Source organism: Herbaspirillum sp. Her3 (assembly GCF_057961275.1).
Genome location: NZ_CM176328.1, coordinates 165,623 through 182,617 on the forward strand (window position 1 = coordinate 165,623; position 16,995 = coordinate 182,617).

Here is a 16,995-nt window from a genome sequence, read left to right on the forward strand (position 1 = left end):
ATCAATCGTGCTACCCGGCAAGGCAGCGTCCGGCAATGATAGCGGGGAACGCCCGCATGCGCAGGAGCCGGCCACGTGCCGGGCGGCTGCGCTATGATGGCGGTTTGCGCCAGCGCGGCTGGCGCCTTTTGATCACGGAGTGGCAAGCATGTCCAAACAGCAGTTGTCGGAGCGCCTGTGCGCATGGATCGATCAGCATTTCGAGGAAGAAGTCGGCGTGCTCCGGCAGCTCATCCGCATCCCTACTGACACTCCGCCAGGCAACAACGCTCCGCACGCCGATGCCGTGGCCGAGCTGGTGCAGGGCTGGGGCTGGCAGGCCGAGAAGCATGCGGTGCCGGCCGCGCAGGTGCACGACTATGGCATGCAGAGCATCACCAACCTGATCGTGCGCCGTCCGTATGGCGACGGCGGCCCGACCCTGGCCCTCAATGCCCACGGTGACGTGGTGCCCCCGGGCGAAGGCTGGACCCATGATCCGTATGGCGGCGAGGTGGCCGATGGCCGCATCTATGGCCGTGCCTCGGCCGTTTCCAAGAGCGACTTCGCCAGCTACATCTTCGCCACCCGTGCGCTGGAATCGCTGGGTGCCGCGTTGCGCGGCGGGGTGGAGCTGCATTTCACCTATGACGAGGAATTCGGCGGCCTGCTCGGTCCGGGCTGGCTGCTGGAACAGAAGCTGACCCGTCCCGACTACGTGCTGGCGGCCGGCTTCAGCTACAACGTGGTGACCGCGCACAACGCCTGCCTGCAGTTCGAGGTGACCGTGCACGGCCGCGCCACCCACGGCTCCATGCCCGAGACCGGCCATGATGCCCTGCAGGCGGCCAACGCCATTCTCAACGCCATCTATGGCGCGCTGCCGGGCTTGAAGGAGATCCGCTCCGCCATTGCCGGCATCAGCCATCCGACCATGATCGTCGGCCGCATCGATGGCGGCACCAATACCAATGTGGTGCCGGGCAAGGTGGTGCTGAAGATGGACCGCCGCATGATTCCCGAAGAAGATCCGGCGCAGGTCGAGGCCGGCGTGCGCAAGCTGATCGAGGATGCGGTGGCCGGCCTGCCGGGCATTCGCGTGGAGATCCGCCGCCTGCTGCTGGCGCGCGCGCTGCGCCCGCTGCCGGGCCATGAGAAGCTGGTCGAGAGCCTGCTGCGCAATGCGCAGGAGGTCATGGGCGAGACGCTCACCACCAATGGCTCGGCGCTCTATACCGATGCCCGCCTCTATGGTGAAGCCGGCATTCCGGTGGTGCTGTTCGGTGCCGGTCCGCGCACGCTCATGGAATCCAACGCCAAGCAGGCCGACGAGAACCTGGCCCTGGACGACCTCAGGAAGGCCACCAAGGTGGTCGCGCTGATGCTGCTGGATTTCCTCGGGCCGCAAGACTGAGACTGCGCCCCGCTTGCTTGCGGCCGCATCGCGGCCCAGGCGACAAATGATTACAATGTGTGCCCGCGACATGGTGGCCGACGTTGCCTGTCGGCATGTTCCGGGCCGGAGGGCTGTGCTGCCACCCGGATAACGCAGCAAAAGTCTTGAGGGACCGGGATCAATCGCATGTTCAACGCCATCGAGCACATCCATCCGCCGCAGTCGCCGACCGGCCGCAAGCCCGGCTATCTGGGTTTGTCTTTCCGGCAATTGCTGCTGGCGGCCTTCCTGCTCATCGCCGCGCTCTTGAGCGGCGCCTCCATCCACGCCCTGTTCACGCTGGACCGCATGTCGGCCAACAGCCGCGAGACCGCGCGCCAGGCGGTGCAACTGACCGAATCCGCACAGCGCCTGGCCGAGCGTACCGTGGCCATGGAGCGCAGTGCGCGCCAGTACCTGGTGCTGGACGACCCGGCCTTCCGTGATCGCTTCAATGAGGCGCGCGAGCAGGCGCGCCAGGCCTTGGGCGAATTGTCGGATTCCTTGCCGATGGCGCCGCGCGATCTGTTCAGCCAGTGGAGTGTGTCCGTGGACGAAGCGGCCGGCGTGCTGGAGGCCGACTCGCGCAAGGACAAGGGCGAGCAGGCCAGGCTGTTCCAGGACTTTGCGCGCCTGCCCGCGCTCAACGAGCGGATTGCGCTGGAGAGCCGGCGCGAGGTGGATCGCCGCAACAACGCCCTGTCGGCCGCACTGGAACAGCAGCGCCAGCTGCTCACCGCCCAGGTGGTGGGTGCCATCGTGCTGGCCGTCCTGTTGGCGTTCTGCTTCGGCCTGTGGCTGTCGCGCCCGATGGCGCGGCTGGAGCAGGCCATCGGGCGCCTGGGGGACAATCGTTTTGACCAGCCCATCGACGTGCGCGGCCCGGCCGACATCCGCCGCCTGGGCCAGCAGCTGGACTGGCTGCGCCAGCGCCTGGCCGATCTGGAAGCCGAGAAGTCGCGCTTCCTGCGCCACGTGTCCCATGAATTGAAGACCCCGCTGGCCGCCCTGTGCGAAGGCGCGGCCCTGCTGGACGATGGCGTGGCCGGCCAGCTCACCGACAACCAGCATGAGATCGCCCGCATCCTGCGCCAGAATACCCAGTCGCTGCAGACCCAGATCGAGGATCTGCTGCGCTATAACGAAGTCTCCTTCGATGCCCAGCGCATCCATCCGGTACCGGTGGACCTGCGCGCGCTGCTGCACAAGGTGATCGATGACCAGCGTCTGCAGTGGATGGCGCGCGAGCTGAAGGTGGAGATCGAGGGCGCGGCCCGCACCGTGGTGGTCGATCCCGAAAAGATGGCCATCGTGCTGGCCAATCTACTCTCCAATGCGGTGCGCTTCAGCCCGCAGGGCGGTTTCATCCGCTTCCTGTTGAGCGATGCGCCCGGCATGGTGCGCGTGGAATGCCTGGACCAGGGACCGGGCGTGGCACCGACCGATACTGCGCGCATCTTCGAACCGTTCTACCAGGGGCTGCACCAGCCTTCCGGCGCCCGCCGCGGCAATGGCATCGGTCTGTCCGTGGTGCGCGAATACGTGCAGGCGCATAGCGGCAAGGTCTATCTGGTCCCGCGCGAGGGCGGGGCGCACTTCCGAATCGAGTTGCCTGATGAAAAATAAGATCCTGATCCTGGCCGCTTCCGTCCTGCTGGCCGCCTGCGCGGCCCAGCAGCCGGCACCGACCTCCACCGTGCAACTGATCCAGTCGACCAGCAACATCGACGAGCTGCTGGCCTACAACGTGCAGCTGCGCAAGATGTCGCCAGCTGAGCTGGGCCGCGAACTGGCCCGGATCAGCACTTATCCGGCCGGTCCGGCCACCAGCGTGCGGCGTGCCATGGCGCTGTCCTTGACCCGTGATGCCATCGATCTGGCCAAGGCTGAAGCGCAGCTATGGAACGTCATGGCCGATCGCAGCGTCGAAGCGGAGAAGCTCAAGCCTCTGGTGCAGTTGCTGGTTGGTCATTATTCCGACCTGCGCCGCGTGGCCGACGGTGCCGAGAAGACCTCGGTGCAACTGAAGGAAGCGCAGCGCAAGGTTGATCAGCTCAACGACAAGCTCGAGGCACTCAAGAACATCGAACGGACCCTGCCGGCTGGTGGCAAGTGACCTGAGTCCCTGAAGACCCTGGACTTGGCACTGCGCCACCCCGTCGGGGCCGTTCCCTTTACCGGAACTGGAGTCCCGATGGGAAAGACTGCCCCCCTGATGCTGGTCGACGATGATCCCGACCTGTTGCGCCTGTTGACGCTGCGCCTCAATGCCAGCGGCTACCGCGTCCTGGCCGTGGAAAGCGCCGAGGCTGCCCTGGCCCAGCTGGCCATTGCCTTGCCGGCGCTGGTCATCACCGACGTACGGCTGCCTGGCATGGATGGACTGGCGCTCTTTGCCGAGATCCGCAGCCGCTATCCCGCCTTGCCGGTGATCCTGCTGACGGCCCATGGCACCATTCCCGATGCGGTCGAGGCCACCACCCAGGGCGCCTTCGCCTATCTGACCAAGCCCTTTGATGGCCACGTGCTGCTGGACAAGGTAGCCCAGGCCCTGAGCCTGTCCGCGCCGGCCCAGGAAGCGCCGGAGGAAGCCTGGCGCGCCGACATCATCAGCCGCAGCCAGCGCATCGATGAGCTGCTGGCCGAGGCCCGGCTGGTGGCGGCCTCGGACGCCAGCATCCTGATCCGGGGCGATAGCGGAACCGGCAAGGAGGTGCTGGCCCGCGCCATCCACCGTGCCAGTGCGCGCGCCGGCAAGCCCTTCGTGGCCGTCAATTGCGGGGCCATTCCGGAGCAGTTGCTGGAGTCCGAACTGTTCGGTCACGTGAAGGGCGCATTTACGGGCGCTGTGGAGCATCGTGAAGGTTTGTTCCAGGCGGCCGATGGCGGCACCCTGTTTCTCGATGAAATCGGCGATATGCCGCTGGCCTTGCAGGTCAAGCTCTTGCGGGTACTGCAGGAAAAGACCGTGCGCCAGGTCGGCGCCAACCAGCCGGCCGAGGTTGACGTACGGGTGATCTCGGCGACCCACCGCGACCTGGAGGCGGCCATGAACCAGGGCCACTTCCGTGCCGATCTCTACTACCGGCTCAACGTGGTCACGCTCAGCCTGCCGCCGCTGGAGGAGCGGCGCGAGGATATCGCCTTGCTGGCCAATCATTTCCTCAAGACCATCGCCGCCAGGTCGCCCAAACGCCTGACCGGGTTTGCGCCCGATGCACTGGAGGTGCTGAGCCTGGCGCACTGGCCCGGTAATGTGCGCCAGCTCTTCAATGTGGTGGAACAGGTGTGCGCGCTGTCGACTGCACCGCTGATCCCCGCTTCGCTCGTGCAGCGCGCGCTGCGGGTGCCGACGCTGGACCTGCTGCGTTATGCCGAAGCCAAGCAGAAGTTCGAGCGCGATTACCTGGTGCGGCTGTTGAAGCTGACCGATGGCAATGTGTCGGATGCTGCCCGGCTGGCTGATCGCAACCGCACCGAGTTCTACCGCCTGCTGCAGAAGAATGGTCTGGATCCGCGCCGCTTCCGTGGTGGCGAGGAGCCCGTCGTGCTGGAGCGACAGGATGGAGTCGTTTGAAATCAAGGACTTGCGGGAAATCCCGGGGGCTGGGCGTCGGGCTAAACCGACGTTAACGGACAGTTTTCAAGCTGATCAGATGAAGTCCTGGTTTGTCGAAATTCTGTAAGTCTTTGATTCTATTGCCGAAAATTCCGGGTGGCACGCAGCTTGCCAATAAGCAGGCAAGAATTGCTCTATATAAGTTTCGTGTAGAGCATGGTCCAGATGATTATCGTTAGGAGAACACCATGAAAAAGACTTCATTCGTCGCACCCCTGCTGGCTGCCGGTTTGTTCATTGCTGCCGCCCCGGCCGTGCAGGCGGCCGATGCACCGAGCGCGCAGAAGGCCGGCGCCTATATAGATGACTCCGTGATTACGGCCAAGGTGAAGGCGGCACTGCTGGAGGACAAGCAGGTCTCGTCCATGAAGATCAAGGTCGTTACCAAGGATGGTGTGGTTACCTTGAAGGGATCCGTGCCCAGTGCGGAATTGGGACAGCATGCATTGCAGCTCGTGGCAGGTGTTGAGGGCGTACGCGATGTGAAAAGTGATCTGACGGTAAAGGCTGGATAAGGCGGATCAGAAAAGAAACCGGGCCATCCCGTTAGGGATGGTCCGGTTTCTTTTTGCTTTTAAGGTTTTCGTGAATCCGCTGAAAAGCTTGCCTGGCATGGCTTTGCGAGCGGCTGATGGAAGCCGGGAGGGTATCGGTCTAAATTATTTTCGATAATTCTTCAAAAAGTGCTTGCACGGTATGAAGGGCATTGCTATAGTTCGCCCCCTGCTGACGCGACACACGAAGCGAAGTTGAAAAACAGAGCGACGGAGGTCGGCGAAGCAAAGAGCAGTGAAGCAGTTTGAAGTACGTTTTAAATTGGAAGTAGTCGAGCGGAAGTAAAAGCGAAGACGAAAAAATTTAAAACGAATCGCAAAAAAGTAGTTGACGCGATAAACAAACTGCTACATAATCTCGTTTCTCTGCTGCTGACGAACAAAACGATTCGCAGCGATGCAAACAGCGCGCAGCGCGTTTGATGCAGACAGATCTTTAAAAATTAACAGCCGATAAGCGTGGGCGTTTAATGAAGTGCGACAGAACTTCGGTTCTGGAAACTTTACATATTAAATGCTCACAAGAAATATAGGTAAGATCGCAAGAAATTACCTGTCAGTATTTTGAGAGAGCGATGCCCTTCGGGGTAGCCAGAAATGGCACAAAACAGAGATTAAACTAAAGAGTTTGATCCTGGCTCAGATTGAACGCTGGCGGCATGCCTTACACATGCAAGTCGAACGGCAGCATAGGAGCTTGCTCCTGATGGCGAGTGGCGAACGGGTGAGTAATATATCGGAACGTGCCCTAGAGTGGGGATAACTAGTCGAAAGATTAGCTAATACCGCATACGATCTACGGATGAAAGTGGGGGATCGCAAGACCTCATGCTCCTGGAGCGGCCGATATCTGATTAGCTAGTTGGTGGGGTAAAAGCCTACCAAGGCGACGATCAGTAGCTGGTCTGAGAGGACGACCAGCCACACTGGGACTGAGACACGGCCCAGACTCCTACGGGAGGCAGCAGTGGGGAATTTTGGACAATGGGGGCAACCCTGATCCAGCAATGCCGCGTGAGTGAAGAAGGCCTTCGGGTTGTAAAGCTCTTTTGTCAGGGAAGAAACGGTGGTGGCTAATATCTACTACTAATGACGGTACCTGAAGAATAAGCACCGGCTAACTACGTGCCAGCAGCCGCGGTAATACGTAGGGTGCAAGCGTTAATCGGAATTACTGGGCGTAAAGCGTGCGCAGGCGGTTGTGTAAGACAGATGTGAAATCCCCGGGCTCAACCTGGGAATTGCATTTGTGACTGCACGGCTAGAGTGTGTCAGAGGGGGGTAGAATTCCACGTGTAGCAGTGAAATGCGTAGATATGTGGAGGAATACCGATGGCGAAGGCAGCCCCCTGGGATAACACTGACGCTCATGCACGAAAGCGTGGGGAGCAAACAGGATTAGATACCCTGGTAGTCCACGCCCTAAACGATGTCTACTAGTTGTCGGGTCTTAATTGACTTGGTAACGCAGCTAACGCGTGAAGTAGACCGCCTGGGGAGTACGGTCGCAAGATTAAAACTCAAAGGAATTGACGGGGACCCGCACAAGCGGTGGATGATGTGGATTAATTCGATGCAACGCGAAAAACCTTACCTACCCTTGACATGGATGGAATCCCGAAGAGATTTGGGAGTGCTCGAAAGAGAACCATCACACAGGTGCTGCATGGCTGTCGTCAGCTCGTGTCGTGAGATGTTGGGTTAAGTCCCGCAACGAGCGCAACCCTTGTCATTAGTTGCTACGAAAGGGCACTCTAATGAGACTGCCGGTGACAAACCGGAGGAAGGTGGGGATGACGTCAAGTCCTCATGGCCCTTATGGGTAGGGCTTCACACGTCATACAATGGTACATACAGAGGGCCGCCAACCCGCGAGGGGGAGCTAATCCCAGAAAGTGTATCGTAGTCCGGATTGGAGTCTGCAACTCGACTCCATGAAGTTGGAATCGCTAGTAATCGCGGATCAGCATGTCGCGGTGAATACGTTCCCGGGTCTTGTACACACCGCCCGTCACACCATGGGAGCGGGTTTTACCAGAAGTGGGTAGCCTAACCGCAAGGAGGGCGCTCACCACGGTAGGATTCGTGACTGGGGTGAAGTCGTAACAAGGTAGCCGTATCGGAAGGTGCGGCTGGATCACCTCCTTTCTAGAGTGCGCACGAAGTTAAGCGTCCACACTTATCGGCTGTAAATTAAGAACAGTTATTTGGTGAAGCGCGGTCCGTGACACAAGGTCACTGACTGGCTACTGATACTGATCCAAGCGGGTCTGTAGCTCAGCTGGTTAGAGCACCGTGTTGATAACGCGGGGGTCGTTGGTTCGAGCCCAACCAGACCCACCAAGGTTTCGGGGTTTAGCTCAGCTGGGAGAGCACCTGCTTTGCAAGCAGGGGGTCGTCGGTTCGATCCCGTCAACCTCCACCAAGAAATGTCAAACCTAAGTCAGCGTCGCAAAACGCAAGACGTAGTGATTTAGGTTTGATCTTTTACGATCAATGGCTGTTTTTGTTCTTTAACAATCTGGAAGAAGTAAAGATTCATTTAATGATGAATGCCAGGACTGCGGTCCTTGTATGAATCAAAAAATGGGTGTGATTGTATCAATCAAAGTATTACGAAGTGATCTTAGCAATTAGAAGACTTACTTTGGAATACGGCAAACGCTAAAACTCAACGCTTCATATAACGCTCTTGCAAAAGAGGCTAACGTTATAGGAACAAGCGAATAAGTGCACATGGTGGATGCCTTGGCGATTACAGGCGATGAAGGACGTAGTAGCTTGCGATAAGCTGCGGGGAGCTGGCAAACAAGCTTTGATCCGCAGATTTCCGAATGGGGAAACCCGGCCGTAAGGTCATCGTTATCTGAATACATAGGGTAACGAAGCGAACGTGGCGAACTGAAACATCTAAGTAGCTACAGGAAAAGAAATCAACCGAGATTCCCAAAGTAGTGGCGAGCGAAATGGGATCAGCCTGCAAGATTTAGCATCAACGATAGTAGAACGGAATGGAAAGTCCGGCCATAGTGGGTGATAGCCCCGTATGCGAAATCGATGGTGTGGAACTAGGCTTGCGACAAGTAGGGCGGGACACGTGAAATCCTGTCTGAACATGGGGGGACCATCCTCCAAGGCTAAATACTCGTAATCGACCGATAGTGAACCAGTACCGTGAGGGAAAGGCGAAAAGAACCCCGGAAGGGGAGTGAAATAGATCCTGAAACCGTGTGCATACAAACAGTAGGAGCCTCGTAAGGGGTGACTGCGTACCTTTTGTATAATGGGTCAGCGACTTACATTCAGTGGCAAGCTTAACCGAATAGGGAAGGCGTAGAGAAATCGAGTCCGAATAGGGCGTTCAGTCGCTGGGTGTAGACCCGAAACCAGATGATCTATCCATGGCCAGGTTGAAGGTGCGGTAACACGCACTGGAGGACCGAACCCACTAATGTTGAAAAATTAGGGGATGAGCTGTGGATAGGGGTGAAAGGCTAAACAAATCTGGAAATAGCTGGTTCTCTCCGAAAACTATTTAGGTAGTGCCTCAAGTATCACCATCGGGGTAGAGCACTGTTATGGCTAGGGGGTCATCGCGACTTACCAAACCATTGCAAACTCCGAATACCGATGAGTGCGAGCTTGGGAGACAGACGCCGGGTGCTAACGTCCGACGTCAAGAGGGAAACAACCCAGACCGCCAGCTAAGGTCCCAAAGATTGGCTAAGTGGAAAACGAAGTGGGAAGGCTAAAACAGTCAGGAGGTTGGCTTAGAAGCAGCCATCCTTTAAAGAAAGCGTAATAGCTCACTGATCGAGTCGTCCTGCGCGGAAGATGTAACGGGGCTAAGCCAGTCACCGAAGCTGCGGATATCCGTAAGGATATGGTAGGAGAGCGTTCTGTAAGCCTGTGAAGGTGTCTTGTAAAGGATGCTGGAGGTATCAGAAGTGCGAATGCTGACATGAGTAGCGATAATGCGGGTGAAAAGCCCGCACGCCGTAAGCCCAAGGTTTCCTGTTCAACGTTCATCGGAGCAGGGTGAGTCGGCCCCTAAGGCGAGGCAGAGATGCGTAGCTGATGGGAAGCAGGTTAATATTCCTGCACCGTCGTTAGATGCGATGGGGGGACGGATCGCGGAAGGTTGTCCGGGTGTTGGAAGTCCCGGTTTTTGTATCGAAGAAGGCTGTTAGGCAAATCCGGCAGCGTAATTCAAGGGTACGAGACGAGCGAACTTGTTCGCGAAGCAATCGGAAGTGGTTCCAAGAAAAGCCTCTAAGCTTCAGTCTAACGAGACCGTACCGCAAACCGACACAGGTGGGCGAGATGAGTATTCTAAGGCGCTTGAGAGAACTCGGGAGAAGGAACTCGGCAAATTGGTACCGTAACTTCGGGATAAGGTACGCCCAAGTAGTTTGACTGGCCTGCGCCAGAAGGACAAAAGGGTTGCAATAAAATGGTGGCTGCGACTGTTTAATAAAAACACAGCACTCTGCAAACACGAAAGTGGACGTATAGGGTGTGACGCCTGCCCGGTGCTGGAAGATTAAATGATGGGGTGCAAGCTCTTGATTGAAGTCCCAGTAAACGGCGGCCGTAACTATAACGGTCCTAAGGTAGCGAAATTCCTTGTCGGGTAAGTTCCGACCTGCACGAATGGCGTAACGATGGCCACACTGTCTCCTCCCGAGACTCAGCGAAGTTGAAATGTTTGTGATGATGCAATCTACCCGCGGCTAGACGGAAAGACCCCATGAACCTTTACTGTAGCTTTGCATTGGACTTTGAACCAATCTGTGTAGGATAGGTGGGAGGCTTTGAAGCGTGGACGCTAGTCTGCGTGGAGCCGACCTTGAAATACCACCCTGGTTTGTTTGAGGTTCTAACCTTGGTCCGTTATCCGGATCGGGGACAGTGCATGGTAGGCAGTTTGACTGGGGCGGTCTCCTCCCAAAGTGTAACGGAGGAGTTCGAAGGTACGCTAGGTACGGTCGGACATCGTGCTAATAGTGCAATGGCATAAGCGTGCTTAACTGCGAGACTGACAAGTCGAGCAGGTACGAAAGTAGGACATAGTGATCCGGTGGTTCTGTATGGAAGGGCCATCGCTCAACGGATAAAAGGTACTCTGGGGATAACAGGCTGATTCCTCCCAAGAGTTCATATCGACGGGGGAGTTTGGCACCTCGATGTCGGCTCATCACATCCTGGGGCTGTAGCCGGTCCCAAGGGTATGGCTGTTCGCCATTTAAAGTGGTACGTGAGCTGGGTTTAAAACGTCGTGAGACAGTTTGGTCCCTATCTGCCGTGGGCGTTGGAAGTTTGAAGGGGGCTGCTCCTAGTACGAGAGGACCGGAGTGGACGAACCTCTGGTGTATCGGTTGTCACGCCAGTGGCATTGCCGAGTAGCTAAGTTCGGAAGAGATAACCGCTGAAAGCATCTAAGCGGGAAACTCGCCTTGAGATGAGACTTCCCGGGAACTAGATTCCCCTAAAGGGTCGTTCGAGACCAGGACGTTGATAGGTCAGGTGTGGAAGCGCAGTAATGCGTTAAGCTAACTGATACTAATTGCCCGTGCGGCTTGTTCCTATAACATTAGCTCTGTTATAGACAAGTTGAGCATATATTGTGTTTGCCCTAGTGCATCACACCCAAGAATCTACTAAATACTTCTTCCAGTTTGGGTTAGTTGCTGCTCCATCGAGAGCAACTGGCTTTACAAGTTATGCCTGATGACTATAGCAAGTTGGTACCACCCCTTCCCATCCCGAACAGGACCGTGAAACGACTTCGCGCCGATGATAGTGCTGCAACCAGTGTGAAAGTAGGTCATCGTCAGGCTTGTTATCCCCAAGAACCCTCGTTACGACTGTAGCGAGGGTTTTTGCTTTTAAGTATACGTGTAAGACCATGAAATATGAGTGAGTCTTAGGCGAGCTGGCCGGATTGGTGGTTACCGCTGAAAAGCGAACCAGGCTGAACCGGCAAGCAAAGAGGTGTGAAGCAGTTTGAAGTGCGTTTTAAATTGGAAGTAGTCGAGCGGAAGTAAAAGCGAAGACGAAAAAATTTAAAACGAATCGCAAAAAAGTAGTTGACGCGATAAACAAACTGCTACATAATCTCGTTTCTCTGCTGCTGACGAACAAAACGATTCGCAGCGATGCAAACAGCGCGCAGCGCGTTTGATGCAGACAGATCTTTAAAAATTAACAGCCGATAAGCGTGGGCGTTTAATGAAGTGCGACAGAACTTCGGTTCTGGAAACTTTACATATTAAATGCTCACAAGAAATATAGGTAAGATCGCAAGAAATTACCTGTCAGTATTTTGAGAGAGCGATGCCCTTCGGGGTAGCCAGAAATGGCACAAAACAGAGATTAAACTAAAGAGTTTGATCCTGGCTCAGATTGAACGCTGGCGGCATGCCTTACACATGCAAGTCGAACGGCAGCATAGGAGCTTGCTCCTGATGGCGAGTGGCGAACGGGTGAGTAATATATCGGAACGTGCCCTAGAGTGGGGATAACTAGTCGAAAGATTAGCTAATACCGCATACGATCTACGGATGAAAGTGGGGGATCGCAAGACCTCATGCTCCTGGAGCGGCCGATATCTGATTAGCTAGTTGGTGGGGTAAAAGCCTACCAAGGCGACGATCAGTAGCTGGTCTGAGAGGACGACCAGCCACACTGGGACTGAGACACGGCCCAGACTCCTACGGGAGGCAGCAGTGGGGAATTTTGGACAATGGGGGCAACCCTGATCCAGCAATGCCGCGTGAGTGAAGAAGGCCTTCGGGTTGTAAAGCTCTTTTGTCAGGGAAGAAACGGTGGTGGCTAATATCTACTACTAATGACGGTACCTGAAGAATAAGCACCGGCTAACTACGTGCCAGCAGCCGCGGTAATACGTAGGGTGCAAGCGTTAATCGGAATTACTGGGCGTAAAGCGTGCGCAGGCGGTTGTGTAAGACAGATGTGAAATCCCCGGGCTCAACCTGGGAATTGCATTTGTGACTGCACGGCTAGAGTGTGTCAGAGGGGGGTAGAATTCCACGTGTAGCAGTGAAATGCGTAGATATGTGGAGGAATACCGATGGCGAAGGCAGCCCCCTGGGATAACACTGACGCTCATGCACGAAAGCGTGGGGAGCAAACAGGATTAGATACCCTGGTAGTCCACGCCCTAAACGATGTCTACTAGTTGTCGGGTCTTAATTGACTTGGTAACGCAGCTAACGCGTGAAGTAGACCGCCTGGGGAGTACGGTCGCAAGATTAAAACTCAAAGGAATTGACGGGGACCCGCACAAGCGGTGGATGATGTGGATTAATTCGATGCAACGCGAAAAACCTTACCTACCCTTGACATGGATGGAATCCCGAAGAGATTTGGGAGTGCTCGAAAGAGAACCATCACACAGGTGCTGCATGGCTGTCGTCAGCTCGTGTCGTGAGATGTTGGGTTAAGTCCCGCAACGAGCGCAACCCTTGTCATTAGTTGCTACGAAAGGGCACTCTAATGAGACTGCCGGTGACAAACCGGAGGAAGGTGGGGATGACGTCAAGTCCTCATGGCCCTTATGGGTAGGGCTTCACACGTCATACAATGGTACATACAGAGGGCCGCCAACCCGCGAGGGGGAGCTAATCCCAGAAAGTGTATCGTAGTCCGGATTGGAGTCTGCAACTCGACTCCATGAAGTTGGAATCGCTAGTAATCGCGGATCAGCATGTCGCGGTGAATACGTTCCCGGGTCTTGTACACACCGCCCGTCACACCATGGGAGCGGGTTTTACCAGAAGTGGGTAGCCTAACCGCAAGGAGGGCGCTCACCACGGTAGGATTCGTGACTGGGGTGAAGTCGTAACAAGGTAGCCGTATCGGAAGGTGCGGCTGGATCACCTCCTTTCTAGAGTGCGCACGAAGTTAAGCGTCCACACTTATCGGCTGTAAATTAAGAACAGTTATTTGGTGAAGCGCGGTCCGTGACACAAGGTCACTGACTGGCTACTGATACTGATCCAAGCGGGTCTGTAGCTCAGCTGGTTAGAGCACCGTGTTGATAACGCGGGGGTCGTTGGTTCGAGCCCAACCAGACCCACCAAGGTTTCGGGGTTTAGCTCAGCTGGGAGAGCACCTGCTTTGCAAGCAGGGGGTCGTCGGTTCGATCCCGTCAACCTCCACCAAGAAATGTCAAACCTAAGTCAGCGTCGCAAAACGCAAGACGTAGTGATTTAGGTTTGATCTTTTACGATCAATGGCTGTTTTTGTTCTTTAACAATCTGGAAGAAGTAAAGATTCATTTAATGATGAATGCCAGGACTGCGGTCCTTGTATGAATCAAAAAATGGGTGTGATTGTATCAATCAAAGTATTACGAAGTGATCTTAGCAATTAGAAGACTTACTTTGGAATACGGCAAACGCTAAAACTCAACGCTTCATATAACGCTCTTGCAAAAGAGGCTAACGTTATAGGAACAAGCGAATAAGTGCACATGGTGGATGCCTTGGCGATTACAGGCGATGAAGGACGTAGTAGCTTGCGATAAGCTGCGGGGAGCTGGCAAACAAGCTTTGATCCGCAGATTTCCGAATGGGGAAACCCGGCCGTAAGGTCATCGTTATCTGAATACATAGGGTAACGAAGCGAACGTGGCGAACTGAAACATCTAAGTAGCTACAGGAAAAGAAATCAACCGAGATTCCCAAAGTAGTGGCGAGCGAAATGGGATCAGCCTGCAAGATTTAGCATCAACGATAGTAGAACGGAATGGAAAGTCCGGCCATAGTGGGTGATAGCCCCGTATGCGAAATCGATGGTGTGGAACTAGGCTTGCGACAAGTAGGGCGGGACACGTGAAATCCTGTCTGAACATGGGGGGACCATCCTCCAAGGCTAAATACTCGTAATCGACCGATAGTGAACCAGTACCGTGAGGGAAAGGCGAAAAGAACCCCGGAAGGGGAGTGAAATAGATCCTGAAACCGTGTGCATACAAACAGTAGGAGCCTCGTAAGGGGTGACTGCGTACCTTTTGTATAATGGGTCAGCGACTTACATTCAGTGGCAAGCTTAACCGAATAGGGAAGGCGTAGAGAAATCGAGTCCGAATAGGGCGTTCAGTCGCTGGGTGTAGACCCGAAACCAGATGATCTATCCATGGCCAGGTTGAAGGTGCGGTAACACGCACTGGAGGACCGAACCCACTAATGTTGAAAAATTAGGGGATGAGCTGTGGATAGGGGTGAAAGGCTAAACAAATCTGGAAATAGCTGGTTCTCTCCGAAAACTATTTAGGTAGTGCCTCAAGTATCACCATCGGGGGTAGAGCACTGTTATGGCTAGGGGGTCATCGCGACTTACCAAACCATTGCAAACTCCGAATACCGATGAGTGCGAGCTTGGGAGACAGACGCCGGGTGCTAACGTCCGACGTCAAGAGGGAAACAACCCAGACCGCCAGCTAAGGTCCCAAAGATTGGCTAAGTGGAAAACGAAGTGGGAAGGCTAAAACAGTCAGGAGGTTGGCTTAGAAGCAGCCATCCTTTAAAGAAAGCGTAATAGCTCACTGATCGAGTCGTCCTGCGCGGAAGATGTAACGGGGCTAAGCCAGTCACCGAAGCTGCGGATATCCGTAAGGATATGGTAGGAGAGCGTTCTGTAAGCCTGTGAAGGTGTCTTGTAAAGGATGCTGGAGGTATCAGAAGTGCGAATGCTGACATGAGTAGCGATAATGCGGGTGAAAAGCCCGCACGCCGTAAGCCCAAGGTTTCCTGTTCAACGTTCATCGGAGCAGGGTGAGTCGGCCCCTAAGGCGAGGCAGAGATGCGTAGCTGATGGGAAGCAGGTTAATATTCCTGCACCGTCGTTAGATGCGATGGGGGGACGGATCGCGGAAGGTTGTCCGGGTGTTGGAAGTCCCGGTTTTTGTATCGAAGAAGGCTGTTAGGCAAATCCGGCAGCGTAATTCAAGGGTACGAGACGAGCGAACTTGTTCGCGAAGCAATCGGAAGTGGTTCCAAGAAAAGCCTCTAAGCTTCAGTCTAACGAGACCGTACCGCAAACCGACACAGGTGGGCGAGATGAGTATTCTAAGGCGCTTGAGAGAACTCGGGAGAAGGAACTCGGCAAATTGGTACCGTAACTTCGGGATAAGGTACGCCCAAGTAGTTTGACTGGCCTGCGCCAGAAGGACAAAAGGGTTGCAATAAAATGGTGGCTGCGACTGTTTAATAAAAACACAGCACTCTGCAAACACGAAAGTGGACGTATAGGGTGTGACGCCTGCCCGGTGCTGGAAGATTAAATGATGGGGTGCAAGCTCTTGATTGAAGTCCCAGTAAACGGCGGCCGTAACTATAACGGTCCTAAGGTAGCGAAATTCCTTGTCGGGTAAGTTCCGACCTGCACGAATGGCGTAACGATGGCCACACTGTCTCCTCCCGAGACTCAGCGAAGTTGAAATGTTTGTGATGATGCAATCTACCCGCGGCTAGACGGAAAGACCCCATGAACCTTTACTGTAGCTTTGCATTGGACTTTGAACCAATCTGTGTAGGATAGGTGGGAGGCTTTGAAGCGTGGACGCTAGTCTGCGTGGAGCCGACCTTGAAATACCACCCTGGTTTGTTTGAGGTTCTAACCTTGGTCCGTTATCCGGATCGGGGACAGTGCATGGTAGGCAGTTTGACTGGGGCGGTCTCCTCCCAAAGTGTAACGGAGGAGTTCGAAGGTACGCTAGGTACGGTCGGACATCGTGCTAATAGTGCAATGGCATAAGCGTGCTTAACTGCGAGACTGACAAGTCGAGCAGGTACGAAAGTAGGACATAGTGATCCGGTGGTTCTGTATGGAAGGGCCATCGCTCAACGGATAAAAGGTACTCTGGGGATAACAGGCTGATTCCTCCCAAGAGTTCATATCGACGGGGGAGTTTGGCACCTCGATGTCGGCTCATCACATCCTGGGGCTGTAGCCGGTCCCAAGGGTATGGCTGTTCGCCATTTAAAGTGGTACGTGAGCTGGGTTTAAAACGTCGTGAGACAGTTTGGTCCCTATCTGCCGTGGGCGTTGGAAGTTTGAAGGGGGCTGCTCCTAGTACGAGAGGACCGGAGTGGACGAACCTCTGGTGTATCGGTTGTCACGCCAGTGGCATTGCCGAGTAGCTAAGTTCGGAAGAGATAACCGCTGAAAGCATCTAAGCGGGAAACTCGCCTTGAGATGAGACTTCCCGGGAACTAGATTCCCCTAAAGGGTCGTTCGAGACCAGGACGTTGATAGGTCAGGTGTGGAAGCGCAGTAATGCGTTAAGCTAACTGATACTAATTGCCCGTGCGGCTTGTTCCTATAACATTAGCTCTGTTATAGACAAGTTGAGCATATATTGTGTTTGCCCTAGTGCATCA

Annotated in this window: 5 protein-coding genes, 2 tRNA genes and 5 rRNA genes; all 12 read left to right on the plus strand. The window is 55.2% G+C overall.

The features are described from left to right. Window positions 1–148: 148 nt before the first annotated feature. The 12 genes from ACVC5H_RS00745 to ACVC5H_RS00800 all read left to right on the plus strand — a co-directional run bounded on the left by ACVC5H_RS00745 (window position 149) and on the right by ACVC5H_RS00800 (window position 16,936). Window positions 149–1,393: a M20/M25/M40 family metallo-hydrolase gene (locus tag ACVC5H_RS00745; protein WP_489620531.1), complete on the plus strand. Its 1,245-nt coding sequence runs from the start codon at window positions 149–151 to the stop codon at window positions 1,391–1,393. Window positions 1,394–1,561: 168 nt separating this feature from the next. Then, window positions 1,562–3,040 carry a HAMP domain-containing sensor histidine kinase gene (locus ACVC5H_RS00750; RefSeq protein WP_489620532.1) on the plus strand — a complete coding sequence of 493 codons (1,479 nt, stop codon included), beginning with the start codon at window positions 1,562–1,564 and terminating at the stop codon, window positions 3,038–3,040. Beyond that, window positions 3,030–3,530, plus strand: a complete 501-nt coding sequence (locus ACVC5H_RS00755) for a hypothetical protein (RefSeq protein ID WP_489620533.1) — start codon at window positions 3,030–3,032, stop codon at window positions 3,528–3,530. The genes ACVC5H_RS00750 and ACVC5H_RS00755 overlap by 11 nt, the downstream gene beginning before the upstream one ends. 78 nt (window positions 3,531–3,608) lie before the next feature. Continuing rightward, entirely contained in the window at window positions 3,609–4,991 is a 1,383-nt protein-coding gene (locus ACVC5H_RS00760; RefSeq protein ID WP_489620534.1) for a sigma 54-interacting transcriptional regulator, read from the plus strand. Window positions 4,992–5,221: 230 nt separating this feature from the next. Further along, window positions 5,222–5,548, plus strand: a complete 327-nt coding sequence (locus ACVC5H_RS00765) for a BON domain-containing protein (protein ID WP_489620535.1) — start codon at window positions 5,222–5,224, stop codon at window positions 5,546–5,548. A gap of 655 nt (window positions 5,549–6,203) precedes the next feature. Next, window positions 6,204–7,735, plus strand: a 16S ribosomal RNA gene (locus ACVC5H_RS00770). Between the two features lie 118 nt (window positions 7,736–7,853). Then, window positions 7,854–7,930, plus strand: a tRNA-Ile gene (locus tag ACVC5H_RS00775). A 373-nt stretch (window positions 7,931–8,303) separates the two neighbouring features. Continuing rightward, window positions 8,304–11,174: ribosomal RNA gene (locus tag ACVC5H_RS00780) — 23S ribosomal RNA — on the plus strand. A gap of 139 nt (window positions 11,175–11,313) precedes the next feature. Beyond that, window positions 11,314–11,426 (plus strand): 5S ribosomal RNA (rrf, locus tag ACVC5H_RS00785). A gap of 538 nt (window positions 11,427–11,964) precedes the next feature. After that, window positions 11,965–13,496: ribosomal RNA gene (locus ACVC5H_RS00790) — 16S ribosomal RNA — on the plus strand. A gap of 118 nt (window positions 13,497–13,614) precedes the next feature. Next, window positions 13,615–13,691: transfer RNA gene (locus ACVC5H_RS00795), tRNA-Ile, on the plus strand. Window positions 13,692–14,064: 373 nt separating this feature from the next. Then, window positions 14,065–16,936: ribosomal RNA gene (locus ACVC5H_RS00800) — 23S ribosomal RNA — on the plus strand. Together the 16S, 23S and 5S rRNA genes with 2 tRNA genes alongside form the textbook arrangement of a ribosomal RNA operon. The last annotated feature ends 59 nt before the right edge of the window (window positions 16,937–16,995 follow it).

Bases quoted from the DNA above. Each gene is read 5' to 3' on its own strand.
- ACVC5H_RS00760 (WP_489620534.1), top strand. From the start codon at position 3,609: ATGGGAAAGACTGCCCCCCTGATGCTGGTCGACGATGATCCCGACCTG.
- ACVC5H_RS00765 (WP_489620535.1), top strand. From the start codon at position 5,222: ATGAAAAAGACTTCATTCGTCGCACCCCTGCTGGCTGCCGGTTTGTTC.
- ACVC5H_RS00755 (WP_489620533.1), top strand. From the start codon at position 3,030: ATGAAAAATAAGATCCTGATCCTGGCCGCTTCCGTCCTGCTGGCCGCC.
- ACVC5H_RS00750 (WP_489620532.1), top strand. From the start codon at position 1,562: ATGTTCAACGCCATCGAGCACATCCATCCGCCGCAGTCGCCGACCGGC.
- ACVC5H_RS00745 (WP_489620531.1), top strand. From the start codon at position 149: ATGTCCAAACAGCAGTTGTCGGAGCGCCTGTGCGCATGGATCGATCAG.